The sequence below is a fragment of the Psychrobacter sp. NPDC078631 genome (assembly GCF_050268165.1).
In the GTDB taxonomy this organism is placed as follows: domain Bacteria; phylum Pseudomonadota; class Gammaproteobacteria; order Pseudomonadales; family Moraxellaceae; genus Psychrobacter.
This window is the reverse complement of the sequence record NZ_JBNNGG010000004.1, coordinates 125,918-150,347: the sequence shown is the minus strand read 5'-3', so window position 1 is coordinate 150,347 and position 24,430 is coordinate 125,918. Positions and strand designations below refer to the sequence as shown.

Here is a 24,430-nt window from a genome sequence, read left to right as displayed (position 1 = left end):
TTGTTGCTAACGTATTGAACTAAGACTTAAGTCTCAGTAATGAGCTTATGAATTAGTCATAAAAAAGGCCATCCTATCTAGGGTGGCCTTTTTTTTGATAAAAAATGAATAATTTGGTCACTTACTTATATAATCTAAGTACACCCAAATGATGAGACTAATTAAATGAAAGGAACGTCATGTTTGTGATAGAAGCACTACCAACGAATGCAGTAGAACTTGAAAAAGTCATTCAAACTGTTGCCGATATAGAAGCGATGGTGCAACCAGATGATGCTTGGAACCAGAGAGCATTGACTGAGTTACTTGAGCAGGACAGTATTTGCCTATTGATTGCTTATGATCAAGCGAAAGAGGAGGGTGTCTCTCATCGTGAGATAGTTGGTTATTGCTTATATCAAATGACTTTTGAGCAAGCAGAGGTGTTGCGTATCGGAACTGATCCAGAGTATCAACGCCAAGGCATTGCTTCGCAGGTATTGAATAGGCTGCATGAACTGTTACAGCCCAATCAGGTCGAAAGTCTTTTGTTAGAGGTACGTGCAGATAATACAGCGGCGATAGCGTTATACGAGCAACAAGCGTTTAGCGTCATTCATAAACGCAAAGGCTATTATAAAGTCCCACATAAACCAGCAGTCGATGCATTGATCATGCAGCATAATTATATTTAATAAAGAAAATAAGGCTTAATAAAAAATAGGCGATTACGATAAAGGTAGCTATAGCAGCTACGATATAAAGCAGAATTAACTAAGGTTTAAGCTTTATTGCAAAGGAATTTTCTTTTTACAGACTTCCACATCAAGCTGATAATCACTATCGGCTTTCATTCGACCTAAAATATCCAAGCGTTCACTCAGTAGCTCAACCATTATGCTGATATTGGCTTGCTGTTTTTTAACCTGTTCTAATTTTTGCTGAGTGAGTATGAGCTGCGAATCAATATCCAAGTGACCATCATAATAATCATTTAGACTGTTTTTGATTTCGGTAAGGGTGAAGCCAATAGCTTGCGCACTTTTTATCAGCTCTATGCGTTCGATACATTCTGGATGAAATTCGGTATATAAACGTGAGCCTGCCTGACGCTTGCGAGATTTTAGTAGGCCTAATTGCTCGTAATGGCGAACCGTATCTTTGGTCGTATTGGCCTTTGCTGCTAGCTCTCCAATCAATAGAAACGATGTATCAAGTGCCATAATAACCTCTTATTTTTTTCGCTATGATAATCATAACTCTAGTTGCCAAGGCGATTCGCTATCCAGTAATGATACCGCTAACGGTTTATGCGAGTGCCTTTGCCATGGCACAGACTGGCTGCTTATTAAGTTGTCTAACTGAGCTAGGAAATCAGCACGCGGTAAAGTAGTCGCACCTAAACTCATCAAATGATCGTTCGGTAGCTGACAGTCAACGAGTGCGACATCACTTTGTTCACATAAGCGCATCAGACCCCAAAACGCTAGCTTTGACGCATTAGTTGCTCGATGAAACATTGATTCACCAAAATAGATGCCGTTTATCTTTAACCCGTATAATCCGCCAATCAATTGTCCTGCCTCGTCCCAAACTTCAATGCTATGAGCAAAGCCTTGCGCATGCAATTTGGTATAAGCTTCGATCATTTCATCATGAATCCAAGTATGCTCGCCTTCGGGCTGATTGTCATTAAGGCCATCGCTACGCGGTAAGCTACAGGCATGTATGACATCGTCAAAAGCTTGATTAAGCGTCACTTGCCAACGTTCGCGATTTGCTTGCTTACGTAGAGACTTACTCGGTTGATAGTCAGAGGGGACGATCACACAACGCGGCTCAGGACACCACCAGGCAATAGGCTCATCTTCGTTAAACCAAGGAAATAGCCCCTGAGCGTAGGCTGATATCAGCGTTTCAGGTGCTAGGTCACCACCCATAGCGACGATGCCAATACCATCAGGATCGATAAAAATAGGATCAGGAAAGTCATAACGCCCAAGACTTTTTAAAGTCTCAGGCGTAATGTGTTTATCGCACTGTTGAGTAAAGTTGCCCATTTAGGCTTCTTTATCTGCAGTTAGGGTTGAATCGTAAGTGTGGTCACGAGCGACGGTTTCGCCCAGTGCATCCAAGTACTTTTCAGCATCCAGCGCAGCCATACAGCCAGTGCCAGCAGAAGTGATGGCTTGACGGTAAACGTGATCTGCTACGTCACCTGCGGCAAACACACCTTCGATACTGGTCTGAGTAGCATTACCATTCAAGCCACTATTAACGATTAGATAGCCATCTTTCATATCCAACTGACCTTTAAACAAGTCAGTGTTTGGCTTGTGACCAATAGCGACAAACATACCCATTGTATCTAGTTGTTTGGTACTGCCATCAATCATAGATTCGATGATGACGCCATTGACGCCCATGTCATCACCGACCACTTCTTTTACTTGATGGTTCCATTCGATTTTGACATTACCATTTTTAGCTTTTTCAAACAGCTTGTCTTGCAGAATTTTTTCAGAGCGTAAGCTGTCACGGCGATGCACTAAGGTCACTTCAGACGCAATATTAGATAAGTACAAAGCTTCTTCAACCGCTGTATTACCACCACCAATTACCGCAACTTTTTGGTTCTTATAAAAGAAGCCATCACAAGTGGCGCAGGCTGATACGCCAAGCCCTCTGAACTTAGTCTCTGATTCTAGTCCCAAGTACTGTGCAGAGGCACCAGTTGAGATAATGAGCGCGTCACAAGTATAGCTACCGTTGTTACCGGTCAATTGAAAAGGACGCTCGTTTAGGTTTACTTCGTTGATATGATCGTAGACCAATTCAGTACCGAAACGTTCAGCATGTGCTTTCATCCGTTCCATCAATGCAGGACCTGTCAAATCATGCGCATCGCCTGGCCAGTTGTCGACTTCGGTAGTGGTGGTTAATTGTCCACCGACTTCCATGCCAGTGACCATAACTGGTTTAAGGTTAGCGCGTGCTGCATAAACTGCGGCAGAGTAGCCAGCAGGGCCTGAGCCTAAAATAATGAGCTTTTCGTGACGTGGAGCAGTAGTGTCAGTTGCCATGAGTTGTTCCTTGCTAAATATACGAATTAAAAATGTAAGTTATAAATATAATAAAATATGAATATCAAAAATGACTACGAATATGCTTCTTCTAATTGCTGTGTGATAATAACATAAGGGCACAGCGCACAAAGTGCAAGTTTGCTAAAACAAACACAGGTATCATTAGAATCAAAGAATAAATAACTTTGGAACATAAGTGCGAAAACAGAGACTATTTTATAGAGTTTAGGCAATACAGTTAGCCATATTTTGCCACTCGTGTTTCGCTAACCAGCTGTTTTCTTGCGCAAATTGTCTACTGATTTACTTTCTTACACGCTTTCTTGATAAGACTGTCGCCACTGCACCTATGTATTTGTTATTATAAGAAGTTATGCCAAGTGTAGTAGGAGCCAAGCGATAACGGTTGTTTCAAGGCTCTATGATCGGCACATGCCAAACAAACACTTCGCTCGGTACATTTATGTCAACACTTTATGTCAGCATGATTAGGCTTAGTCATGCATTGGCGACCATTTAGTATTAATAACAAGGCAGATCTTACGTGATATCAGCACCGCTTATTGAGTATTTAAAAAAGGGAATGTTTACCCTCCTTGGGTTAATACTGGCCGTTTATCTGTTTGTCATTTTGATGACTTATACAGGCAACGATCCTAGCTGGTCGCACATCAGTAGTGATATGACCACGATTAATAATATGGGCGGCGAGGCAGGCGCATGGCTGTCCGATTTGCTTTATAGCTTTTTTGGGTTTGGTGCTTGGTGGTTTTTGGCATTTGTGGTTTATGAATCTATCTTGATTTGGTGGGAAAACAAGCCAACGTTTTGGCTCATGCGATTGGTCGCTTATGTGTTTTTGCTATTAAGTGCTAGCGCATTATTTGCCCAATTGGTTTCTCTAGTCCAACAAGTCACGAACCCTGACGCAATCGGCCTCGAAGGTATCGCTGGTGGTATCATCGGGCTAGAGTTACAGGCGCGTTTGGCACAGCTGCTATCGCAGTGGGGGAGTGTGGTTTTCTTAGCAGTATTTGTTGTGATTACCGCTACGTTTGCCTTTAATATCCATTGGATGACGATATATCAAAAGGTTCGGGCGCTGTCGTGGCTTGGCTCAGGTGTAAAAAGTCAGGATGCTATCGAAGCTACTGAACCGAGCATTGCATCACAAGATGATACCCAGAGCTTAGATGAATCGGTAGATAAAAAAGTTGAGCATGAGCAGCTGCCACTGGAGTTACAGTCTGCGGAAAATACTAGCGGTACTCAAGACGTCAGTAATAGCGGACGTTTCGGTAGTGTCTTGTCAGACTTTTTGGCAACATCAGGATTGGCAGATAGTGTCAAAGCCTCCGTCATCGCAGCAAAAGCAGCGGCGACACCTAATAACTCAAAAGGTGAGCAGGCAAATACCGATACAGAAGCGCTTAACGCTGCTACTGATAGTACGGTTAATAGTACAGTCCAGCCAGTGTCACTAAACTTGACTGCACCTATTGCTCGTAAAGTTGAGCCAAGCTTTGCGTGGAATGACGCCAATACGGTCGATGACTTACTTGCAAGTGAGCAGATGGCTTACAGTGCTAATGGCATGGACAGCTCGGCTATGCCTGTACCTAACTATTCCCAAACGGGTACTAGTACCACGGCATCGTTAGAGAAAGCAGTATCTGCTACTGCAGTAACTACCACGACGGAAGCGGTTGCTCAACCAGATATACATAATAAAGAATCATTAGCTCAGTCATCAGTTGATGAGTCAGTGAGTAGTAATTTAGCCAGTCAGCCAGTCGTTGAACCTGCTGAGCCTAAAGTTTCTACGACATATGAGACTGCGGAAGTAGATAAGTTGGCAGAAGCATGGTTGGCAGAGCATGCTGATATATCAGAATCTGCGGAATCTGTTGTAGAAACGTATGAAGACTCTAAGCCTGTTCAGGAAACTGTAGCAGCTGAGCCAATCGTACCAGAGAAGACGCCAGAACCTATCGTAGAAGAGCCTATTAGCTTTGCACAGGATTCAGCCAATCAGCCGTTTGATACGCCTGTAGATTTGCCACATACTGAAAAGACAGCAGTAGTCTCTGAGCCTGAAGTTGCTCCGGTAACAGTAGAGACTGAGCCTGCGTTGTCAGATGTGCCAGACGTTTCAGACATGACACCAACCAATACGCCTCCTGCCAATCCAAAAGTAGCGCCAACGGTGGAAGTAACTAGCCCAGTCTCAAATGTACAGCCTGAGCCGAAAACGCCCGTGCAACCATCTGTTAGTTTTGCTGTCCCAGAGGGCGATAGCAGCAACCATATCACTGATATGATGCCAGAGGATGACAGTGATGTACCGGTCATGCCGCATATTAGTGATGATGCAGCCTTCAGTCAGAAATCACGCTCGATGCAAACGGCAGCTTATCGCAGCAGCCTGACGCCTATTCCAGAAGTGTCTATATTGGATAAGCCTGATCCTGACCGCAAGCCTAGCTACACTGTGGCTGAGCTTGAAAAACTGTCTGAGTTATTAGAAATTAAGCTTCAAGAATTTAACGTAAAGGCCTCTGTGGTTAATGCGATCCCTGGGCCTGTTGTCACTCGTTTTGAAGTAGAGCTGGCTGCTGGTGTGAAAGCTAGTAAAGTCACAGGTATTTCGCGTGACTTGGCGCGTTCACTATCGATGGCTTCTTTGCGTGTGGTCGAAGTGATTCCGGGTAAACCGTACATCGGCATCGAAGTGCCGAACAAGAAGCGTGAAATGGTACGCTTGATTGAACTGCTCAATACTGAAACGTTCAAAGATCCTAAAGCGCAGATTAGCATGGCAATGGGTAAAGACATCGGTGGTAACCCAATCATTACTGACCTTGCGCGTGCGCCGCATATGCTGGTCGCTGGTACCACGGGCTCTGGTAAGTCAGTATTGGTTAACTCGATGCTATTGTCGATGCTACTTAAGTATACGCCCAATGAGCTGCGTCTTATTTTGATTGATCCAAAGCAATTAGAGCTTGCTAACTACAATGATATTCCGCATCTGTTAACGCCAGTAGTTACCGATATGACGGAAGCAGCTAGTAGCTTGTCATGGTGTGTGGCGGAGATGGAACGCCGCTATCAGCTGATGAGTTTGCTAAAGGTTCGTAAGCTCAATGAGTTTAATAAGAAGGTCATTGCAGCGGAGAAATCAGGCAATCCTATGCTCGATCCTCTATGGCGTCCAAATGACAGCGTAAGTATTAGCCAAGCACCCAAGCTAAAAACCTTACCTATGATTGTCATTGTCGCGGATGAGTTTGCCGATATGATTATGCAAGTTGGTAAACAAGCCGAAGAGCTCATCACACGTTTGGCGCAAAAATCGCGTGCTGCGGGTATTCATTTAATGCTAGCGACTCAGCGTCCGTCAGTCGATGTTATTACAGGTCTGATTAAAGCCAACATCCCAGTGCGTGCGGCACTACGAGTCAACTCAAAAGTCGATTCACGTACGATTTTGGATAGTGGCGGTGCTGAGGATATGCTGGGTAACGGCGATATGTTGTTCTTAGGGCCAGGGCAAATCGAGCCAGATCGTGTGCATGGCGCTTACGTCAGCGATGAAGAAGTTAACCGTGTCTGTGATGCGTGGCGTGAGCGCGGCGCCCCTGATTATATTGATAATATGGCAGGCAATTTTGAATTATCTAGCCCAGGCGGTGGTAGTACAGCCAATGCCTCTGGTGAAGATGATGATTTATATAATGATGCCGTGGCCTTTATCATGGAAACACGTAAAGTGTCTGCCTCAAGCATTCAGCGTAAATTCAGCATTGGCTATAACCGTGCCGCGCGTATTGTCGACTCTATGGAGGAAGCTGGATTGGTCAGCTCTATGGGTAAAAGTGGCAAACGTGAACTATTGATGTAGGATTAATTATTAAGTTGATAACGAAAAAGCGAGTCATGTGAATGGCTCGTTTTTTTATGGAAGAAACTTAATAATACTTTCATAAATTGTAGGTTTAGAAGTAAGCTTTTATTGTTCAATACGCTCTAGGGCGTGTAGATTAGATTCTCATACTAGCTCATTAAATACTGAAACCATCCAGATGACTAACGAGTCCGTTTATCAAATATTAGACGTGGTTTTTTATACTAAACTGACAGTAGTTTATGGAAACATGGGCATCAGTTTTAGAAAGTATGCGTGCTACATAGTCTTAATAAAATTACTCTCCAAGGAAGGTCAGTTATGTTTAAAGAATATACTCAGTATGATGGGTTAGCCTTAGCGGCATTGGTCAATTCAGGTGAGGTCAGCGCAAAGGAATTGCTAGATGCTGCTGTCCATCAAGCCAATCAAATCAACCCTAAGCTAAATGCCATCGTGCATCGTTTTGATGAGCGTGCTTACAATGCTACGCAGGCAGGTTTGCCTTCAGGTGTATTTACTGGCGTGCCGTATTTACTAAAAGATTTGTCATTTAGCTTCGCCGACGAGCCGATTACGATGGGCAGTCGCAGCGTCAATATCATTTCAGAAAAAGACAGCGAAATCGTCAAACGGATGAAGGCGACAGGTGTTAATACCTTTGGCAAGACTAACACGCCTGAGTTTGGTTTGATTATCACGACTGAGCCAAAAGCGCATGGCGCTACTCATAATCCTTTTAAAAAAGGCTACAGTTCTGGCGGCTCATCAGGTGGTAGTGCAGCAGCAGTTGCGAGCGGTATTGTCCCGATGGCAGGCGGTGGTGACGGTGGCGGCTCCATACGTTTCCCATCTGCTTGGTGCGGTACGTTTGGGTTAAAGCCAAGCCGCGGACGTAATCCAATGGGCCCTAATCTTGGTGAAGGTTGGGAGGGGGCCGTGGCTGACCATGTGATTACGCGTTCAGTGCGCGATAGTGCAGCGATGCTAGATGCCACTAGTGGAGCAGAGATTGGTGCCCCTTATGTTATAGCTCCGCCAGACGGCACTTTTTTGCAAGCGGCAATGCGGGCACCGCGAAAGCTAAAAATCGCTTTGCATCAGCAGCCTTTGATAGCCAATACGACAGTGGACAAAGAAGTGCTGGCGGTACTTGAGCAAACGGCTAAGCAATTAGAGTCTATGGGTCATGAAGTAGTGCCAGCCGAGCCAAACATCAATATCGAGCAGTTTTGGCATGACTTTATCGTTGTGGTCTGCGCGCATACAGCTTTTACAATTGATAATATCGAGCGTGAGTTTGGTGCTAACCATATCAAAAACCTAGAGCCGCAAACTTATAATATGGCACTGCTTGGGCGCTCATTGTCAGCGGTTGATTTGGCACATGCCAAACACGGCTGGCATCATAGCCAGTATCAGACAGGTCTATTGCTAGAAGACTACGATATGATTTTGTGCCCGACTGTGCCCACGCCTGCGGTAAAGCATGGTGTGCTACCGCCTAGCCGTATGGATGAGATGATGATGCGTAGCGCCGAGGTGCTTAACAAGGGCTTCAATATGGGTAGATATGCATTTAACTCAGGCATGATAGAAAAGCTCAGTGCCCCTGTATTAGGTAAAATGGGCTTTACATTATTGGGTAATGTTACAGGGTTACCTGCGATGTCAGTACCCGTTAGTATGAGCAAAAAAGGCCTACCGATTGGTATGCAGTTAATCGGGCGCATGAATGATGAAGCGACATTATTCAGTGTGGCGGGCGAGATGGAGCGCGCAGGTTTATTTACCAAACACGCTTTTGAGAAGTAAGGTTAAGCTCTAGTGTTCGTATTGGTCGCACTCAATCAAAGCGATAGATATCCATACCCAAACTATGATGGGCCATACTTTGATGAACGACAGAGACGCGCTGACCAGTACCTAGTGCAAAAAACAACGGTAGCAAGTGCTCATCACTTGGATGAATGTCCTTGTAGTCTGGGTACTGCTGCCAGTCGAGCGCCGTGGGAATGTCTATTTTGAGCTGCTGTAGCAACCACTGCTTAAACGTTTTGGCTGCTTGATCGATGCTGTCGGCTTCCCAGCGCAATGCTTGCAAATTATGGGTAATGTTACCTGAGCCAATGACGAGAATTTGCTCATCACGTAGATGTGCCAACTGCGCGCCTAACTGATAGCAAGCAATACTGTCATAATGCTGCGGCAGTGATATCTGTACGATAGGCACATCAGCTTCTGGATACAGGTGACTGAGCGGCGCCCACACACCATGATCACAAGCACGTACTGGATTGACACTACAAGTAATGCCACGTGCGGTCAGCTGCTGCGCAAGTGTTTCAGCCAGTGCTGGCTGGCCTATAGCAGGATACTGTATGTCGTAAAGTTCAGGCGAAAACCCTGAAAAGTCATGCCACGTCTTTGGCTGTGGATTACTACTAATCTCTAGCTTTGCTGACTGCCAATGCGCTGACATAATGACGATGGCACGTGGCTTAGGTAAGTTTTGACCGATACGAGCCAGTGCACTGGTCGTCGCAGACTGCTCAATCGCAAGCGTAGGCGCGCCATGCGATATAAAGAGCGCTGGTAGCTTAGATGTGTTTGTCGCTACATCAGACGTATTTTCCCATGCGGCAGCCGCTGTGATAGGCGTCTGCACACTATGATGGTCATCACGTTGTTGAGAGGACTTAGAGGTGTTGGGTGTCGCACGTTTTGGATATTTCATGTTGCATTTATTAGGGCGTGCGCCAGTTTTTCAATCTATTTTAGGGTTGATGTTTCAAATCAAAAAATAGATTAGTATTTTATTTAATTACCACGGTGATAAGGGTGGTTATTGTTGATACTCATCGCGCGATACAATTGTTCCATAAGTACGACGCGTACTAGCGGATGCGGCAATGTCAGTGCTGATAGTGATAACTTTGCATCAGCCTTTGCCAATACTTCTGGCGAGACACCATCTGCACCGCCGATGACCAAGGCAATATCATCGCCTTGCAGCATGCCATCAGAGAGCTTATCAGCCAGTCCTTCTGTCGAAATCATCTTGCCTTTGACATCTAGCACCCATAATTGCTCTCGGCTTGATGCATTATGAGCGGCTAATATAGCCTGACCTTCCTGCTCACGGTACTGTGCCAAATTAGCATCTGAAGGGTTTTTTGCCCGCTTGGCTGCCGCAATTTCGACAATTTCTGTGCTTAGCATCGGTTGAATGCGTTTGTAATACTCGTCAAAACCTGTCTGTACCCAGCTAGGCATTTTATTGCCAACGGTCAAAATCCTTACTTTCATAATACTTACCATCTCGATAATTGAATTCAAGCTTATTAGGCCGTGTTCTTAATAGTTGTATCGCTCGTTGTTTATTGTCTGCAATTTACATCAGAGGGTTAATCGTCTCTGATACGTTGCTATTCGTGTTTTGATCATCGTCGCTTTTACCACTTTGGCTTGGCTTTGGAATGACAGTCAATTTTGCATCAGACTCAAAAACAATGGCTTCGACATCATCAAAGCTATTAATCCCTTCAGAACGCATGGCACATTCGATTTCTTGACGCGTCAAACGCTCATCGCGCATGGCATCTGGCAAAAACTGCCCTTGATAAAAAACGATACGCGGCTCTGATAAAATAAAGTTACTAAATTGAGGTGAAACAGACGCATATTTGGTCACCACAAATTGCAATAGGTACAATACTAAAATAGACGAAACCCCTTCAACAAAGGGAATGTCTTTGAGCAAAATCGTACTGGCACCTAACGAGCCGATCATGACTGTCACGATCCAATCGAAGTTGTTGAGCTGTGACGTTGAGCGTTTGCCAGAGACTTTGGTGACTGTCACGATCAACACGTAAACCATAACAGTCGTCAAAACAATACGACCAAGCTTGTCTATGTTGTCAAAAAAGATCATGTCCATAATGTTCGCTCCTATTATAAAGGTAAAACAAGTCATCGCTAAAATACTACTTACTAGGGCGCGTCTTACTTTGTCTCATTTTTAGTACTATTCTTAAAATAATGACATGCCCTAAACTTAGCCTAACGGATTTTACGCATTAGCAGGGGAAAACTTTGTAGCACCTTGTAGATGATGGTTTGTACTTACGTTGATTTGCGTATAGGGTCTAATAATCGATTGATAGACCATAGACTGATTCGCGCACTGACTAGAGTGAGAACTAGCATTAGCATCAGTGATGAAAGCAGGGGCAGTGGACGCTGCATCGCCATCTCAAACAATACCTCACGGCTTATCGTATCAAACAGCCAAAACCAGATGGCTGAAAAATAAATGACCGTCAGCATCCAAACAATCATAACCCCACCTAACATCAATTTATTAATCTCATCTCGCGCTAATGCTCGCTTCTGATGTTTGATAAATTTACTGACAGCGATGTAAGCACCCACGATAATAGAAACCACCATGACCAGTTGTGGATTGAGCGCAAGTTTGGTCTGTATCATCATAAATATGGTACTGGCGAGCGTGTATCCAATCGCAAAAAAACCGACATATCGAGCCAGTTTGGGCTGCACTTGCATAAGCGTCTGGGGTTTGTTGAGACTGGTTGTCTGGCGTGACATAAGCTAACCTTTATAAAGGTAAAAAATAGAGTATTGATAATAAGTCGACTTAAAGCATTAATTAAATATCAACGCTGTGCCGTCCAGTCGAGCATGGCATCTAGCACAGGCCTTGCTGCATAAGGATTTAATGCTTGCTCAGTATTGATTATACCGACGACAACATAATCCTGTCCTGACAGACCTTTGACGTAACCTGCCATTGAAGTGACGTTATTTAACGTACCAGTCTTTATCCATGCGCGACCAGTTGCTACTGATTCAGGCAAGCGATCGCTATGGGCGGCAATAGTGCCACTAACCCCAGCAACCCCTAACGAGTCGACATAAGCATCAAAATTTGGTCGACTATAAGCATAAGTCAGTAGCTCGCTTAGGTTGGCGGCAGTGATTGTACACTCACGGCAAAGTCCTGAGCCATTGGTCAAGTGAGGCGGCGGTGTACTGAGATTGGTTTGCCACCATTGATTGATGGTTTGTAAGGCTGCTGGATAGTCTGTCGTAGCAGGTTTACCAAACTGATATAAGCTAACAGCCTTTTTGCCATTAGCTTTAACAGCCGCTACCTTATTATCCATCTCATTACTAGTACTGGCTTCATGACTACTTGGACTAGTCGCAGTTGTGCTAGAAGGTACTGCTTGAGTCAGCCTTTCTTTATCGTAAGCGCCTATAGATAGCGCCACTTGCTCAGCCATGACATTGTTTGAGAAGTGATTAATGTCATGAATCTGCTCGGTTAAATTCAACGACGGATAGCTGACCATAGGTAGAGGCGACATCGCGATAGCCGTAAGTCCGTGCGCTCGTTTTGTCGTCTTGGTTACATCGTAAGGGGTTTCTTGTGAGATTACCTGTCCACTCAAAGTATTCCCTAATGCTTGCCATTTGGCAGCGATGACGTGTGCCGCAAACTCTTTGGCATTGGGATATGCCACGTAAAAGACATGCTCACCGCAGCTCTCTGGCAGACTGGTATTTAACATGAGCTGCGTGTTTTGCCACTGCGGTGCGAGGCTATAGCTTGCTTGCCCACAACTGGCTGCACGGGTATTAATTGTAGCAGGCAGCTGATAGTCTGCTAACCGCGGCTTATAGGTCACACTTGCTTGGCCATTATCTTGAGGGTAAGTTTTGATACCAATGGTGCTAAAGTTAACCAAAAACCCATCAGGACTAGCGTTATAGGGGCGTAGCGGTGAGTTATCAAAGGCGGCAGGGTCTTTACTAACATTTTTAAAAACCGTGCTGTCGATGATGATGTCACCATCGATATGACGAATACCTGATGCTTGTACTTTATACAGTAACTGCTTCAAGCGCTCGTGGGTCATTTTTGGGTCGCCACTTCCTTGAATAATCAAGTCACCATGTAGACGGTTGCCGATGACAATACCTGTGTGATACACCCGTGTATGCCACACAAAATCCGCTCCTAAAGTGTCCAAAGCGATAAAGCTAGGCACGAGTTTCATGGTGCTGGCAGGCGTACGAGGGATGTCAGACTGGTGATCTAGCAAAGGCGAAAATGAAATCTTTATAGAGGCTTTATTATTGCTCGCGGCATCTTGAGCTTTGGCATTCTGATCAAGCGTATGCTGAGGTTCGTCAGGGATAACCGTTGGAATGCTCTCTACGCTCTGATAAGTATAAGGGTCATCGGTATAAGTATGTATTTTTTGCTCGTGCTTTTCAATGGTGCGCTGCTCTATGGTAACTAATGTGCTCTGATGGCTCGGGTCGCTGGTACTTGTATCTGTAGAGGTGTCTGTAACTGGATGCTCATATACTATAGTAGTTGCAGGTTGGCTGTCAGATTCATCACTATCAATGACTTGAATAGGAGCAGGCAGACGGCTGGCAGCCTTGTCACCCACAGGTGTAATAACGATGCTGATATCCGCTTCTGTCAAGTCGGCACGTGCCAAAGCTTTTTGAATGGCTGCTGGCAACATGGCTTGTGCATGTATCGGTGCGACTATAACCGCTGCCAATAACGCTAACCTAGATAGACGTTTACTAGGTTGGTTCAGCGGCCGAAAACGACGACAAAGCGTGGTGGTTTTGGTTACAGCAGTAGAGTAATGACGGCGTTTAGAAGGGTATCGCATGAGCATCTTTCATCAGGTAGCAAAAACAGCCTATGGTAACATGAGTTGCTGTTTTCGCACACGATGTCAGCAGCACAACTTTAGGATGTGTCCTCAATCTGAACAGTAAACTTTAAATGGCTAAATCTTTGCCAAACTGCGTCAAGTAGCTGGCTGATATCCCGATATTAGCTGTACTCCTTTCCTTGTTTGGCTGCCGTTTATCTCATTTTTATCATTATTTTCAAAAAGAGGATAAACCCTAGCAATAACGACGCCCTTATTTAGATAACTAACTCTAACTATCGATTGAACTGAGAGCGTGTTCTATTGCTAACGCACATGTAAAAAAGCCATCGCTGTCATAACAGCATCGTTATAAGCATCGTGTGCGCCCAGTTCAGGAATGTTGTAATGGGCTAGGATACGATTCAGATGTTGGGCTTGGTTAGAGAGCCCTTGTGTATGTCCGCTGATACGCCGACTGTACAAATGCCGCAAATCTATGACTTCATTGGGTAGCGAGGTTCCCATATAACGTTTGACCAAAGGATTCAAAAAAGCCATGTCTAGCTGTGTGCAAAATCCAACGATTGGTCGATTACCTATGAATGGTAGCAGCATTGCCAACATGTCATTGTAACTCATGCCATGTTCAACATCGGCGGTACGCAAGCCATGAATGACAATAGTGTCGCGGTCTGGCATGACAGGAGGTCTGCAAACCAAATGCATGCCATTACCCGTATCGATGGTATTGCCATTAATATGTATCGCTGCTACAGACAGCAGGTGATGCTTTTTGGGGTTCAGTCCTGTCATTTCGCAGTCAATCGCCACCCACTGCTCAGGCGAAGGTGTTGTAAACATTGAGGCCAGCTCTGGACGCTGCAACTGCGTCTTTTGCCAAGCGCAAGATAACTGCTGTAACCAGCTCATATCGGTTGCTCATCCATATATGCTATTTTTGTATTTATAAAATTTCTCTATTCATGAAGCCTCTGTATTAAGACTGCCACATTTATGCGATTTCTAATTGATAGTGTTGACGCAACTGATTTTTAAAGCTTTTGACTACGGCCAGACACTCTTTGAGTAGGTCACGTTCAAGTGCAGTCAAAGTCGTTGGATCTACTTGCCGAGCATGCTTATCGTCGGTTGAAAGAGCCACAGATAAGCGCTGCGCCATAAAAAATTCTAATGCTTCAAGCAAAGTATCGGCGCGCTCTTGGGTCATAGCGTCAACCTGCACCAAAGCCTTTAAACGCGCCTTGGTACTAGGCACATCGAGCACATTGTTTTCTAATGCTAACGTGCGGATACCATGCACCAAGGGAAAGATACCGGCTTTTTTTAGGTCGATATCAGATGATGCTGATTTACCACCTAGTAAAGGTACAAACTTTTGCCACCATTGATTAACGTCGCCAAACTGTAGCGCTGCCCGCGCAAACTGCCTGACAAACATAGGATCTGCTTGGCTATGAGCAAGCTTTAAATGCTGACGTACTTGTGTGAGCAGTGACTCATCGCCGCAGACGTATTCACCATCTAATATCGCAGACAAGTAAATACCGTGCATCGGATCGGAGTTCCTAAACCATAGGCCAATTTGCGCAGTGAATGGCTTGAGCGGTTGTCGCCACATAGGATTGGTCATCATAATATTGCCATCACACAGTGGGTAGCCAAGCGTTGCTAAGTTGTTATTAAAAGTATCAGCGAACTGTGCTAGGTCAGGATGCGTATAGCCATCACGAATGATGAGCGCGTTGTCTTGATCGGTACGCATGATTTGCTCACCGCGCCCTTCTGAACCCATAACGATAAGGCAGGTATTGGTCATCACTTCATCAGGTACGATTAGCTGCCATAGTTTGGTAAACACTTGCGCATTTAGCGTCTGTACCATACGACTGATATTGCCGATTTTGACACCATTGTGATGCTGTGCTCGAATATAGCGACCGATTAGCTCAACAGCGGTATCTAGGCTCGATAAGTCTTGTGCCTGTTCGATTTGAATACTAATCAGCTGTGAATGATGGCCGATATGAGCGAGCATATCACTTTGCCCAAGTACACCGACGACATTGCCACTCTTATCAATGACTGGCAGTCTATGAATACGATAGCGAGTCATGGTTAGTAGCGCATCGCCAATCTCATCACTGGCTTTGATGGTACGTAGATTAAAATTAGCATAGCGCTGGCAAGGGGTGATAGCTGGATCTTGTCTGTCACTTACCGCGCGACAAATATCAGTATCGGTCAAAATCCCTAAGAGTAATCTTGTCTCATGTTGCGCTGTTTGTGAGCTATTCAAACCATCTAATTGCAAGTCATCTAAGCCATCTAAACGATGTAGCGGTCTGACCAGCACATGTTTTAATCCAGCTTTGGTCATAATGTGAGCCGCTTCGTACAAGCTATCATCGGCATCGACGATATGGACTGGTAATAGATGAACATCTATCACTGGCTGCAGCATGATTTGCTGTACTTCTTGTTGGTTGGTATAGCTGGCAGGATCTAGCGTTTTATTATGACGTCGTTGGCGCAATGCTTGTAATCGTTCAGACAGTTTGTCTGATAGCATTTGGCGTACCAAATGATTTTGCGCGCTGATTTTATCGATAGCGGCGCCAGCGACTTGGAGCAGTAAGGTTTCTTCATTGGCTCGGAATTGATAGGGCTGTATAGGAGTGCTTTCAGACTCTAGCTGATTATCCTTGGCAAGTGATTCAGGCAGGCGGCGACTATCAAACCAATCATTATTGTTCAGACCATCAGCGTGATTGCTCCCTACATAGGACGCGACAAACTCACCATCTAGTGATTGCTCGATTTGCCCTTTGATGACCACATACAGACATTGCAATTCTTCTGCAGGCAAGCTTTCATTTTTGGCAAGGTAGCGTATCTGGGTGTTTTTTCTAATGCTTTGACGCTCGGCTAAGCTCAATACATCAAAGGGCGGTTGGCTAAAATCAAGATGGGGCATGGCATCATCCTTGATGGCATATTTTCGGTAAAGACTTTACTATAGCACTAGGGCGTGTCCTCAATTCAATTGATCATATCTAAACGGGCTAAAAATGGCTAAATTTTGCCAAACATCGTTAAATAGCTGGTTAATATCCCGATATTATCTGCGCTATTTTCCTTGTTTGACTGCAATTTATCTCATTTTTATCACCATTTTTAAAATGAGGACACGGCCTAATAAAACCAAAAGCCTTCAATAACCCTATTTATATTGTGGTTATTGGAGGCTTTTTGCTACTGCGACATTTATTCCAGCTACATTAGATTTTTCTAATTAGCTTTAAGCACCTAATAATTTGCGAATACGACTGATTGCTTCTCGGCTCTCATCGACACTCGCGACCAGAGCGATACGCACATAACCTTGTCCAGGATTATGACCATCAACTTCACGTGATAAATAGCGCCCTGCCAATGCATGAATATTGGCTTGCTCATACAACGCTTTGACAAAGATTTCATCATCACCATCGAACTGCTCAGGTACTTTGACCCAGAAGTAGAACCCAGCATCAGGCATGCGTAACTCTAGCAATTCCCCAAGCTCAGACATCCATAGGGCAAACTTCTCTTGGTATAGCGCGCGATTATGAGCGACGTGTTTTTCGTCTTGCCACGCAGCGATAGAGGCCAACTGATGAGGTATCGGCATCGCACAACCTTGGTAAGTACGATATTGCAAATAAGCCTGCAAAATTTTGGCATCACCAGCCACAAATCCAGAGCGTAAACCCGGTAAGTTTGAACGTTTGGATAAAGAGTGGAACACGATACAGTTTTTGAAATCACGGCGACCGAGGGCCGCACAAGCTTGGAGCAATCCAATCGGTGCTGTATCAAAATACAACTCGCTATAACACTCGTCACTGGCAATAATAAAACCGTACTGATCTGACAGACGAATAAGGTATTCCCAGTCATCCATCGTCATGACGGCGCCTGTTGGATTATTTGGACTACAGACAAACAATAGCTGCGTACGTGTCCAAACGTCTTTTGGCACCGCGCGATAGTCACCTTTATAGCCATTATCTGATGTACAAGGGACAAAATAAGGCGTTGCCTGTGCCAGTATCGCTGCGCCTTCATATATCTGATAAAACGGGTTGGGCATGACAACCGTAGGCGATGCATTAGACGCTGGAGAATGGTTCTCTTTGTCAGCTACATCATGATCAACGACTGCTTGTACGAAGCTAAAAATCGCTTCACGTGTGCCCATCACGGGCAATACTTGAGTATTGGCATCGACATGATTTAGAAAAAACCGCTTCTCTAACCAGTGGGCGATGGTTTGGCGCAGCTCAAACATACCGTTTGTAGTCGGATAACGACTTATTTTGTCCAAGTTTTCGCGTAGGACGTCCAGCACAAATGCAGGGGGCTCGTGTTTTGGCTCACCAATACCGAGCTTTATTTCACTGTAACCGTTGGCAGGCTTGCTATCGGCAAGCAAGGTTGCCATCTTTGCGAATGGATAAGGATGTAGATGCTTTAAGTTGTGATTCATAAGTGTGATAACTATAATAGACAATTAATAATAAAGTTATAAAGAAAATTTACATTAGAGCAGTGTAGCACTTCTCTAATTTTTTGTCCTTTTCTTCTTATATCGTGAATAGGCATTTACCAAGCGTAAGCTATTCATTGTATGACTACCAAATAGGTAGTCGCTCAAAAGTCTTTTGAACCTTTCATAATCTATAACCTATAACAATATAAAAAATGACTACATCACAAACGTGGTAGATCGTTTTAAGGATAGTTTGATATGTCTAGTGTGCTAAATAATGATGATCTCATCGCTAAAGATATCAATAATGAAAAACTTGATAACAGTTTGCAGCGCTCTAACCTGTATAAACTGCTCAAAGAGCGTGAACAGAGCTGGTGGCAAGCGCGCCAGCAACTGATCGAGCGTCAAGAAAAGAAAATGTTTTGGTATGGTGAAAACAGCCTAATTATGTGGCTGTTGTGGCAATTGGTCGGCTACGTGGTAGTGGCAATGGCCTTGATGCTGCTCAATAATATATTCGGTATCTCATTACCGCTATGGCAATACGTCTCTTTATTTGTGATACAGACCATATTTTTTGTCAGCGCCCTTGCTGCTAAAGGCCAGTTGGCAAACAAACTACAGCGCAAGATAGACAACGATGAGCTGATGCGCGAAGAGGCGCTCAATGAGATGATTATTTTGGCAGAGGATAGTCTGTATCCTGATGTACATGCCAAGTCGCCTATTTCTTTAGAAGCATTAGACGATTATCTAGATGGACAGTTTCACCTAGCAAGCTTGCAATGTCTGCTACAAAAAGAAGTCGATGCTGGACGATTAATCATGGAGCAGCAGCCACATGAAGTAGGTGTTTTGCCGCCAGAGCTTGCTGATGATGAACTGAACGAACATGCTAGCGAGATAACCTATAGAAGTACACTATAAAACGTACTTCTATGATGACTATCAGACTACTTTTGCTAGTTAATATTCAAAATAATGGCTAACCAAAACTATCTAGCCGTATCAAAAATATATTACGCTATTATGCTCTTTCTGAACGGTAAGACTGGCTAATAGCGCTGCTTTCAATGCTTCAAGTCTATCAGGTGAGAGTGGCTTATCGTTTTGATCACTGATATAAAACATATCCTCCGCACGCTCACCTAGAGTGGTAATACGCGCAGCATGAACTTCGATTTGCTCTTGCAAAAACACTTGTCCAACTCGCGCCAATAGCCCCGGCTGATCAAGCGTTTCTAAGCTCATGATGTGCTGATCTGATGCTTCATTGAATTCAAAGTTAATCACCGTTTTCACTTCAAAGTGTCTCAACTGACGTGGCATACGCTTGTTCGTCAGTTTAAGCACAGTAGGGTCTTTGAACGAGTCAATTAAGCGTTGTTTTAGCTCTTGTTGGCTCTCCTCATCGACCAGCAATGTGCCACTAGGATCTAGCAATACATAAGAATCCAAAGCAAAGTCACGGGTCGCTGTGATAATACGTGCATCTAAAACATCAAGATTCATCTGATCAAATACTGCCATAGTAACGGCAAATAGGTTCATTTGATCTTGGGTATAAACAAATACCTGTACCGCATCAAGTGCCAATTCGCGATGTTCACGCAAAACGACCAACGGTGGACTATCAGCATTAGAAGCCAATCCAATCGGTGGGTGATTCAAAATAGCTTCGGTATGCCATAAAATATCTTCTGCAATCTCTCGCAAGAAATACTCATCTCCCAAGTCGTCCCACAGACGCAATACTTCATCGCGGTTCATGTGTTGGTTATTGACATTATCTAGCATCGTCAACGCTTGCTTGCGTGTGGCACTAATCATATCTTGACGATTGGTAGGCGCATCGATATCAGCGCGCAAGATGCGCCGAGTTTGTGAGTATAGCTGTTTCATGAGGGTCGCCCGCCAGCTGTTCCATAGCTGTGGGTTGGTCGCATTCATATCAGCCACCGTCAGTACATACAGATGGTTTAGATGAGTTACATTACCGATGAGATCAGAGAAGATCGTGACCACTTCTGGGTCTGAGATATCTTTTTTCTGTGCAGTAATTGACATGAGAAGGTGATAGCGTGTGAGCCAGCCTACTAAGTTCGCATCCGCCAAGCTCATACCATGCGATAAGCAAAACTCAATCGATTCTGTTTGACCAAGCTCACTGTGATCGCCGCCACGGCCCTTAGCGATATCATGAAACATCGCTGCCAGCACCAAAATCTCTTTACGCTCGATACGCTGAAAGATAGAGCTGACCAACGGAAAATCTTCTTGAAAAGCCGGATCTGTAAATCGGTGCAAAATTCTAATCAAAAACAAGGTATGCGCATCTACAGTATATCGATGAAACAAGTCATATTGCATGAGGCCAGTGACTTGCGCAAAAGCAGGAATATAGTTACCCAATACTCCATAGCGATTCATGGTACGTAGACGATGAAATAGGTAGTTCTGTTCTTTTAGATTCGATAAAAACAACGCTTTGTGAGTAGGGTTGTCTCTATATATCTGATCGATGCCTCGTGCGGCAATTTTGAGTGCGCGCAGGGTATGGGTACGAACTTTATCGATGCCATGCTGACCCATCAATAAAAACATCTCTAAGATAGACTCAGGGTGCTGTGCAAAAACTCGATGATGGGCGATGGCAATCTGGTTGCCAATACGGTTGAACCGTGCATTTATAGGCTGTTTTTTTGGACGTTCATCGTCAGGCAGCTGCGGCTCTATGATCGTTTCATAATAATGATTGGTCAGCATCTCAGATAGCGTTGATATCTGCATAGCACAGCGATAGTAGTCGCGCATAAACCGTTCGACCGCAGCATTAGGCTGGTCGTCAGGCTGAGTCTCGTAGCCCATCAACTGAGCAATCTCGCGTTGATAATCGAATAACAGCTTGTTTTCATTACGGCCTGTTAGTACATGTAAGTAATGACGAATTTGCCATAAATACCCTTCGGCAAAGCTTAACTCATCAAACTCTTTTTCGGTCAAAAAGTTCTGTTGTACCAAATCATATAGCTTACTCACGCGAAAATAACGCTTGGTGACCCAGCCGATGATATGGATATCACGTAGCCCGCCTGGTGCTGTTTTGATATTGGGCTCAAGGTTGTACTCGGTAGCATTGTGCTGCAAATAACGCGCTTTGGATTCTTCCATTTTTACATCAAAGAAGGCGCGCGGAGACCACTGTTTATTGACGATTTGAGCGGGCATGTCTTGCAATGTTTCGTTACCGATTAGGAGTCGAGCCTCAAGCTGAGCACTAGCAATCGTATGGTCAAGCGCAGCCTCTAGCGCATCATTGACACTACGTACAGAAAGTGCAGGCTCTAGTCCTATATCCCATAGTAGAGCGACCAGTTTGTCAATTTTACTACTCGCATCAGCACCTATTTCACCAGGAGACAAGAGCAAAATATCAATGTCTGAATAAAGCGATAGCTCACCGCGCCCGTAGCCACCAGTCGCAAAAAACGCCAAATCAGTTTTATCTAACTCAAACCATTTGAACAACGCAATCAATAGGCTATCGATAGCGCAAGCACGTGCTGCAACCAGTTGGCGAATGTTAGTACCACGTTCTAGTGAGCGGCTGATATCGTCGTTGATCTGGGCCAACCATTCAGGAATGCCAAGTAGGTTCTTATCTGTCACATTCTTGGCTGACAGTGGGGATGAGTCTGTCGCCACCTCACTTGGTAGTATCGGTAAAGGCGTCAAATCAACAGAGGCGATATCACAATTAAACATGAGTGTTATCCAGTTAAGAGTTTAGAAATAGAACGTTTAAGCTGAGCGCTATTGGGCATCTAATATGACGATGGCTAATAAAAGTCACGAATAGCAATTATCAATAAAAGTGCTGATAAATATATCAATAGAAGTTATCAGGTCATCTGAGTATAAAGACAAAGCGCCTATAAGCACAATACTCAATATGCCCTAATTAAAGACCAAAAAAAAGACCGCCTAAGCGATCTTTGATTGTACTACTGCGTCAAAAAACTTAAATCTTCTTCGGGGCGAGTAGTAAACACTTCACAACCATTATCTGTTACGACCATGGTGTGCTCCCATTGAGCAGATAATTTACGGTCTTTAGTAATCGCCGTCCACTCATCAGGCAAAATCTTAGTCTGCCACGTGCCTTGGTTAATCATAGGCTCGATGGTAAACGTCATGCCTGTTTTTAGCTCAAAACCAGTGCCTTTTTTGCCATAGTGCATGACTTGTGGCTCATGGTGGAATTCATCACTGATACCATGACCACAGAACTCGCGAACGATACTAAAGCGCTCAGGCTCGACAACGGCTTGAATAGCAGCGCCGACATCACCTAGGCGAGCACCGTTTTTAACTACACTCATACCCGCGTAAAGGGCATCTTGTGCCACTTTGCAAATACGCTGTGCCATGATAGAGCCGTTGCCGACGATCCACATTTTTGAGGTATCGCCATAGTAACCGTCTTTAATGACAGTCACGTCGATGTTGATAATATCACCATCTTTCAGCAGCTTGCTTTCAGTTGGGATACCGTGACAAACAACATGGTTGACTGAGGTACAGATAGATTTTGGAAAACCATTATAATTAAGTGGGGCAGGGATAGCCTGCTGCACATTAACAATATAGTCATGGGCAATCTGATTGAGTGCTTCGGTACTGACGCCCACTTTGACATGCTCGTCGAGCATAACAAGCACATCACTAGCGAGTTTACCGGCCACACGCATTTTTTCTATGGCTTCTGGAGACTGGATAAGGGATTTTTTAGTCATCATCGTATATCTTATAATTATGGGTTCATTGTGGATAGATTATACCATAAACGTACTAATGACACTTTTACGTTAAGTGATAGTGAACCTATCATTATCATTGATAATAATTGCTTTACAGCACGGTGAGAGCTTATATGACTCATTAGTCAGACTAATATATTCATATTTTGACAAATTAGTTGAATGTTGCAGAATATATAAGTAATGTAATTTTGCCTGCTAATGGAATTAGCAGCAATTTTTACTGTAGTTGTGCAGTAAAAATAACCAAATCAATGATAACAAGGATGTTGTTATGACGCTTTCTTTGTACATTCGTGCAGCTCTCACACCAAAGACATTTTTACCAATACTGGGTTCAATCAGTGCTGGTGTGCTTCTAATGACCATGCAAACCACTTCTGCTCAAGCTGCAGGACAATACTATAATTGTGCCAATGCTAACGGTTGCAAGTTGGTGGACAGTAAATACTTCACTTCTAGTTACACTAAAACTCAATATCCAGTCGTCTTAGCACACGGGCTTGGCGGCTTCACAACGCTATTCGGAGTCATTGATTATTTTAATGGGATACCGGAAGACTTGATGAAAGGTGGATCAGAGGTATATACCACCAAAACGTCAGCGGTCAATAACAGCGAAGTTCGAGGTGAGCAACTGCTACAACAGGTCAAGACTATTGCTGCCATTTCAGGTGAGTCTAAAGTTAACTTATTTGGACACAGTCAGGGCGGTATAGATATCCGTTATGTCGCTGGCGTCGCGCCAAAGTACGTGGCTTCAGTAACCGCGGTATCAAGTCCAGAGCAAGGGTCAAAAACTGCTGATTTTGTTAAAGATGTCCTTGAGCCAAATAATACTTCTGGAGAGCCATCTAATGTCACCACCCAGCTAGTATCAGGTGTATTTAATCTGATCGGTGGTTTCACAGATATTGGGTCAGGTATCAGTTTCAATCAAATTCAACAACAAGATGGCTGGCAAGCGCTCGTGGCTCTATCTACCGATGGTGCTGCTAAGTTCAATGCCAAATTTCCTGCAGCAATGCCAAAAAACTATTGTGGTCAACCGACTAGTACTGCGGTCAATGGCATCAAGTATTATTCATTTAGCGGCGTTGGGCAGATAACGAGCGCACTTGACCCTAGCGATTATCTATTGGCCGCAACGGGCGTACCGTTTGCAGGTGAGTCTAATGATGGATTGGTATCTGCTTGCTCAAGTCGTCTTGGCTATGTGATTCGTGATAATTATAGAATGAACCATTTGGATTCCGCCGATCAAGTCTTGGGTCTGACGGCATGGGGAGAGTCTGAGCCAAAATCTATCTATCGTACTCAAGTAAACCGTCTGAAAAACGCCAACCTATAAGCTGAACTGTAAAATAATA

Annotated in this window: 18 protein-coding genes; 5 read left to right on the top strand and 13 right to left on the bottom strand. The window is 44.2% G+C overall.

Features of this window, described 5'->3' with window-relative positions:
* The first annotated feature begins 179 nt into the window (after positions 1 to 179).
* Positions 180 to 674 carry a ribosomal protein S18-alanine N-acetyltransferase gene (rimI, locus tag ACQKCP_RS11730; RefSeq protein ID WP_427612434.1) on the top strand — a complete coding sequence of 165 codons (495 nt, stop codon included), beginning with the start codon at positions 180 to 182 and terminating at the stop codon, positions 672 to 674.
* Between the two features lie 93 nt (positions 675 to 767).
* Here the strand turns inward: rimI and ACQKCP_RS11725 are convergent, their stop codons facing one another.
* Genes ACQKCP_RS11725 through trxB form a run of 3 tightly spaced genes read right to left on the bottom strand, consistent with a single transcriptional unit; the run spans position 768 to position 3,062 of the window.
* Positions 768 to 1,202 (bottom strand): MerR family transcriptional regulator, encoded by a 435-nt coding sequence (locus ACQKCP_RS11725; protein ID WP_102078510.1) that lies wholly within the window; start codon positions 1,200 to 1,202, stop codon positions 768 to 770.
* Between the two features lie 30 nt (positions 1,203 to 1,232).
* Entirely contained in the window at positions 1,233 to 2,039 is an 807-nt protein-coding gene (gene aat / locus ACQKCP_RS11720; RefSeq protein ID WP_427612433.1) for a leucyl/phenylalanyl-tRNA--protein transferase, read from the bottom strand.
* Positions 2,040 to 3,062, bottom strand: a complete 1,023-nt coding sequence (gene trxB, locus ACQKCP_RS11715) for a thioredoxin-disulfide reductase (protein ID WP_102091107.1) — start codon at positions 3,060 to 3,062, stop codon at positions 2,040 to 2,042. It abuts the gene before it with no gap.
* 547 nt (positions 3,063 to 3,609) lie between these two features.
* Between trxB and ACQKCP_RS11710 the strand changes: the two genes are divergently transcribed.
* Together ACQKCP_RS11710 and ACQKCP_RS11705 are read left to right on the top strand one after the other, a co-directional pair.
* Entirely contained in the window at positions 3,610 to 6,969 is a 3,360-nt protein-coding gene (locus ACQKCP_RS11710) for a DNA translocase FtsK 4TM domain-containing protein (RefSeq protein WP_427612432.1), read from the top strand.
* 324 nt (positions 6,970 to 7,293) lie between these two features.
* Positions 7,294 to 8,787: an amidase gene (locus ACQKCP_RS11705; protein ID WP_427612431.1), complete on the top strand. Its 1,494-nt coding sequence runs from the start codon at positions 7,294 to 7,296 to the stop codon at positions 8,785 to 8,787.
* 31 nt (positions 8,788 to 8,818) lie between these two features.
* Here the strand turns inward: ACQKCP_RS11705 and ACQKCP_RS11700 are convergent, their stop codons facing one another.
* The 8 genes from ACQKCP_RS11700 to dapC all read right to left on the bottom strand — a co-directional run bounded on the left by ACQKCP_RS11700 (position 8,819) and on the right by dapC (position 18,234).
* Positions 8,819 to 9,709: a DODA-type extradiol aromatic ring-opening family dioxygenase gene (locus tag ACQKCP_RS11700; RefSeq protein ID WP_427612430.1), complete on the bottom strand. Its 891-nt coding sequence runs from the start codon at positions 9,707 to 9,709 to the stop codon at positions 8,819 to 8,821.
* Between the two features lie 83 nt (positions 9,710 to 9,792).
* Positions 9,793 to 10,281, bottom strand: coding sequence for a 23S rRNA (pseudouridine(1915)-N(3))-methyltransferase RlmH (gene rlmH / locus ACQKCP_RS11695; RefSeq protein ID WP_101204969.1), 489 nt, complete (start codon positions 10,279 to 10,281; stop codon positions 9,793 to 9,795).
* A gap of 85 nt (positions 10,282 to 10,366) precedes the next feature.
* Positions 10,367 to 10,915, bottom strand: coding sequence for a DUF421 domain-containing protein (locus ACQKCP_RS11690; RefSeq protein ID WP_427612429.1), 549 nt, complete (start codon positions 10,913 to 10,915; stop codon positions 10,367 to 10,369).
* A gap of 185 nt (positions 10,916 to 11,100) precedes the next feature.
* Positions 11,101 to 11,586, bottom strand: a complete 486-nt coding sequence (locus ACQKCP_RS11685) for an ABZJ_00895 family protein (RefSeq protein ID WP_427612428.1) — start codon at positions 11,584 to 11,586, stop codon at positions 11,101 to 11,103.
* 68 nt (positions 11,587 to 11,654) lie between these two features.
* Positions 11,655 to 13,697 carry a D-alanyl-D-alanine carboxypeptidase/D-alanyl-D-alanine-endopeptidase gene (locus ACQKCP_RS11680; RefSeq protein WP_427612427.1) on the bottom strand — a complete coding sequence of 681 codons (2,043 nt, stop codon included), beginning with the start codon at positions 13,695 to 13,697 and terminating at the stop codon, positions 11,655 to 11,657.
* A gap of 312 nt (positions 13,698 to 14,009) precedes the next feature.
* Positions 14,010 to 14,615, bottom strand: a complete 606-nt coding sequence (locus tag ACQKCP_RS11675) for a 3'-5' exonuclease (protein WP_427612426.1) — start codon at positions 14,613 to 14,615, stop codon at positions 14,010 to 14,012.
* 82 nt (positions 14,616 to 14,697) lie between these two features.
* Positions 14,698 to 16,680, bottom strand: a complete 1,983-nt coding sequence (locus tag ACQKCP_RS11670) for a DUF294 nucleotidyltransferase-like domain-containing protein (protein ID WP_427612425.1) — start codon at positions 16,678 to 16,680, stop codon at positions 14,698 to 14,700.
* Positions 16,681 to 17,004: 324 nt separating this feature from the next.
* A complete protein-coding gene (gene dapC / locus ACQKCP_RS11665; RefSeq protein ID WP_427612424.1) occupies positions 17,005 to 18,234 on the bottom strand; it encodes a succinyldiaminopimelate transaminase in 1,230 nt (409 codons plus the stop codon).
* Positions 18,235 to 18,495: 261 nt separating this feature from the next.
* Here dapC and ACQKCP_RS11660 point away from each other — a divergent pair, with 261 nt between their 5' ends.
* Positions 18,496 to 19,167, top strand: coding sequence for a hypothetical protein (locus tag ACQKCP_RS11660; protein ID WP_427612422.1), 672 nt, complete (start codon positions 18,496 to 18,498; stop codon positions 19,165 to 19,167).
* Positions 19,168 to 19,248: 81 nt separating this feature from the next.
* Here the strand turns inward: ACQKCP_RS11660 and glnD are convergent, their stop codons facing one another.
* Positions 19,249 to 22,005, bottom strand: a complete 2,757-nt coding sequence (gene glnD, locus ACQKCP_RS11655) for a [protein-PII] uridylyltransferase (RefSeq protein WP_427612421.1) — start codon at positions 22,003 to 22,005, stop codon at positions 19,249 to 19,251.
* Between the two features lie 239 nt (positions 22,006 to 22,244).
* A complete protein-coding gene (map, locus tag ACQKCP_RS11650) occupies positions 22,245 to 23,036 on the bottom strand; it encodes a type I methionyl aminopeptidase (protein ID WP_371548431.1) in 792 nt (263 codons plus the stop codon).
* Positions 23,037 to 23,334: 298 nt separating this feature from the next.
* On the opposite strand from map, the gene ACQKCP_RS11645 reads away from it, so the two are divergent.
* Complete coding sequence (locus ACQKCP_RS11645) at positions 23,335 to 24,411, top strand: esterase/lipase family protein (RefSeq protein WP_427612420.1); 1,077 nt, start codon at positions 23,335 to 23,337, stop codon at positions 24,409 to 24,411.
* Positions 24,412 to 24,430: the final 19 nt, after the last annotated feature.

Bases quoted from the DNA above. Each gene is read 5' to 3' on its own strand.
- rimI (WP_427612434.1), top strand. From the start codon at position 180: ATGTTTGTGATAGAAGCACTACCAACGAATGCAGTAGAACTTGAAAAA.
- ACQKCP_RS11725 (WP_102078510.1), bottom strand. From the start codon at position 1,202: ATGGCACTTGATACATCGTTTCTATTGATTGGAGAGCTAGCAGCAAAG.
- aat (WP_427612433.1), bottom strand. From the start codon at position 2,039: ATGGGCAACTTTACTCAACAGTGCGATAAACACATTACGCCTGAGACT.
- trxB (WP_102091107.1), bottom strand. From the start codon at position 3,062: ATGGCAACTGACACTACTGCTCCACGTCACGAAAAGCTCATTATTTTA.
- ACQKCP_RS11705 (WP_427612431.1), top strand. From the start codon at position 7,294: ATGTTTAAAGAATATACTCAGTATGATGGGTTAGCCTTAGCGGCATTG.
- ACQKCP_RS11700 (WP_427612430.1), bottom strand. From the start codon at position 9,709: ATGAAATATCCAAAACGTGCGACACCCAACACCTCTAAGTCCTCTCAA.
- rlmH (WP_101204969.1), bottom strand. From the start codon at position 10,281: ATGAAAGTAAGGATTTTGACCGTTGGCAATAAAATGCCTAGCTGGGTA.
- ACQKCP_RS11690 (WP_427612429.1), bottom strand. From the start codon at position 10,915: ATGGACATGATCTTTTTTGACAACATAGACAAGCTTGGTCGTATTGTT.
- ACQKCP_RS11685 (WP_427612428.1), bottom strand. From the start codon at position 11,586: ATGTCACGCCAGACAACCAGTCTCAACAAACCCCAGACGCTTATGCAA.
- ACQKCP_RS11680 (WP_427612427.1), bottom strand. From the start codon at position 13,697: ATGCGATACCCTTCTAAACGCCGTCATTACTCTACTGCTGTAACCAAA.
- ACQKCP_RS11675 (WP_427612426.1), bottom strand. From the start codon at position 14,615: ATGAGCTGGTTACAGCAGTTATCTTGCGCTTGGCAAAAGACGCAGTTG.
- ACQKCP_RS11670 (WP_427612425.1), bottom strand. From the start codon at position 16,680: ATGCCCCATCTTGATTTTAGCCAACCGCCCTTTGATGTATTGAGCTTA.
- dapC (WP_427612424.1), bottom strand. From the start codon at position 18,234: ATGAATCACAACTTAAAGCATCTACATCCTTATCCATTCGCAAAGATG.
- ACQKCP_RS11660 (WP_427612422.1), top strand. From the start codon at position 18,496: ATGTCTAGTGTGCTAAATAATGATGATCTCATCGCTAAAGATATCAAT.
- glnD (WP_427612421.1), bottom strand. From the start codon at position 22,005: ATGTTTAATTGTGATATCGCCTCTGTTGATTTGACGCCTTTACCGATA.
- map (WP_371548431.1), bottom strand. From the start codon at position 23,036: ATGACTAAAAAATCCCTTATCCAGTCTCCAGAAGCCATAGAAAAAATG.
- ACQKCP_RS11645 (WP_427612420.1), top strand. From the start codon at position 23,335: ATGACGCTTTCTTTGTACATTCGTGCAGCTCTCACACCAAAGACATTT.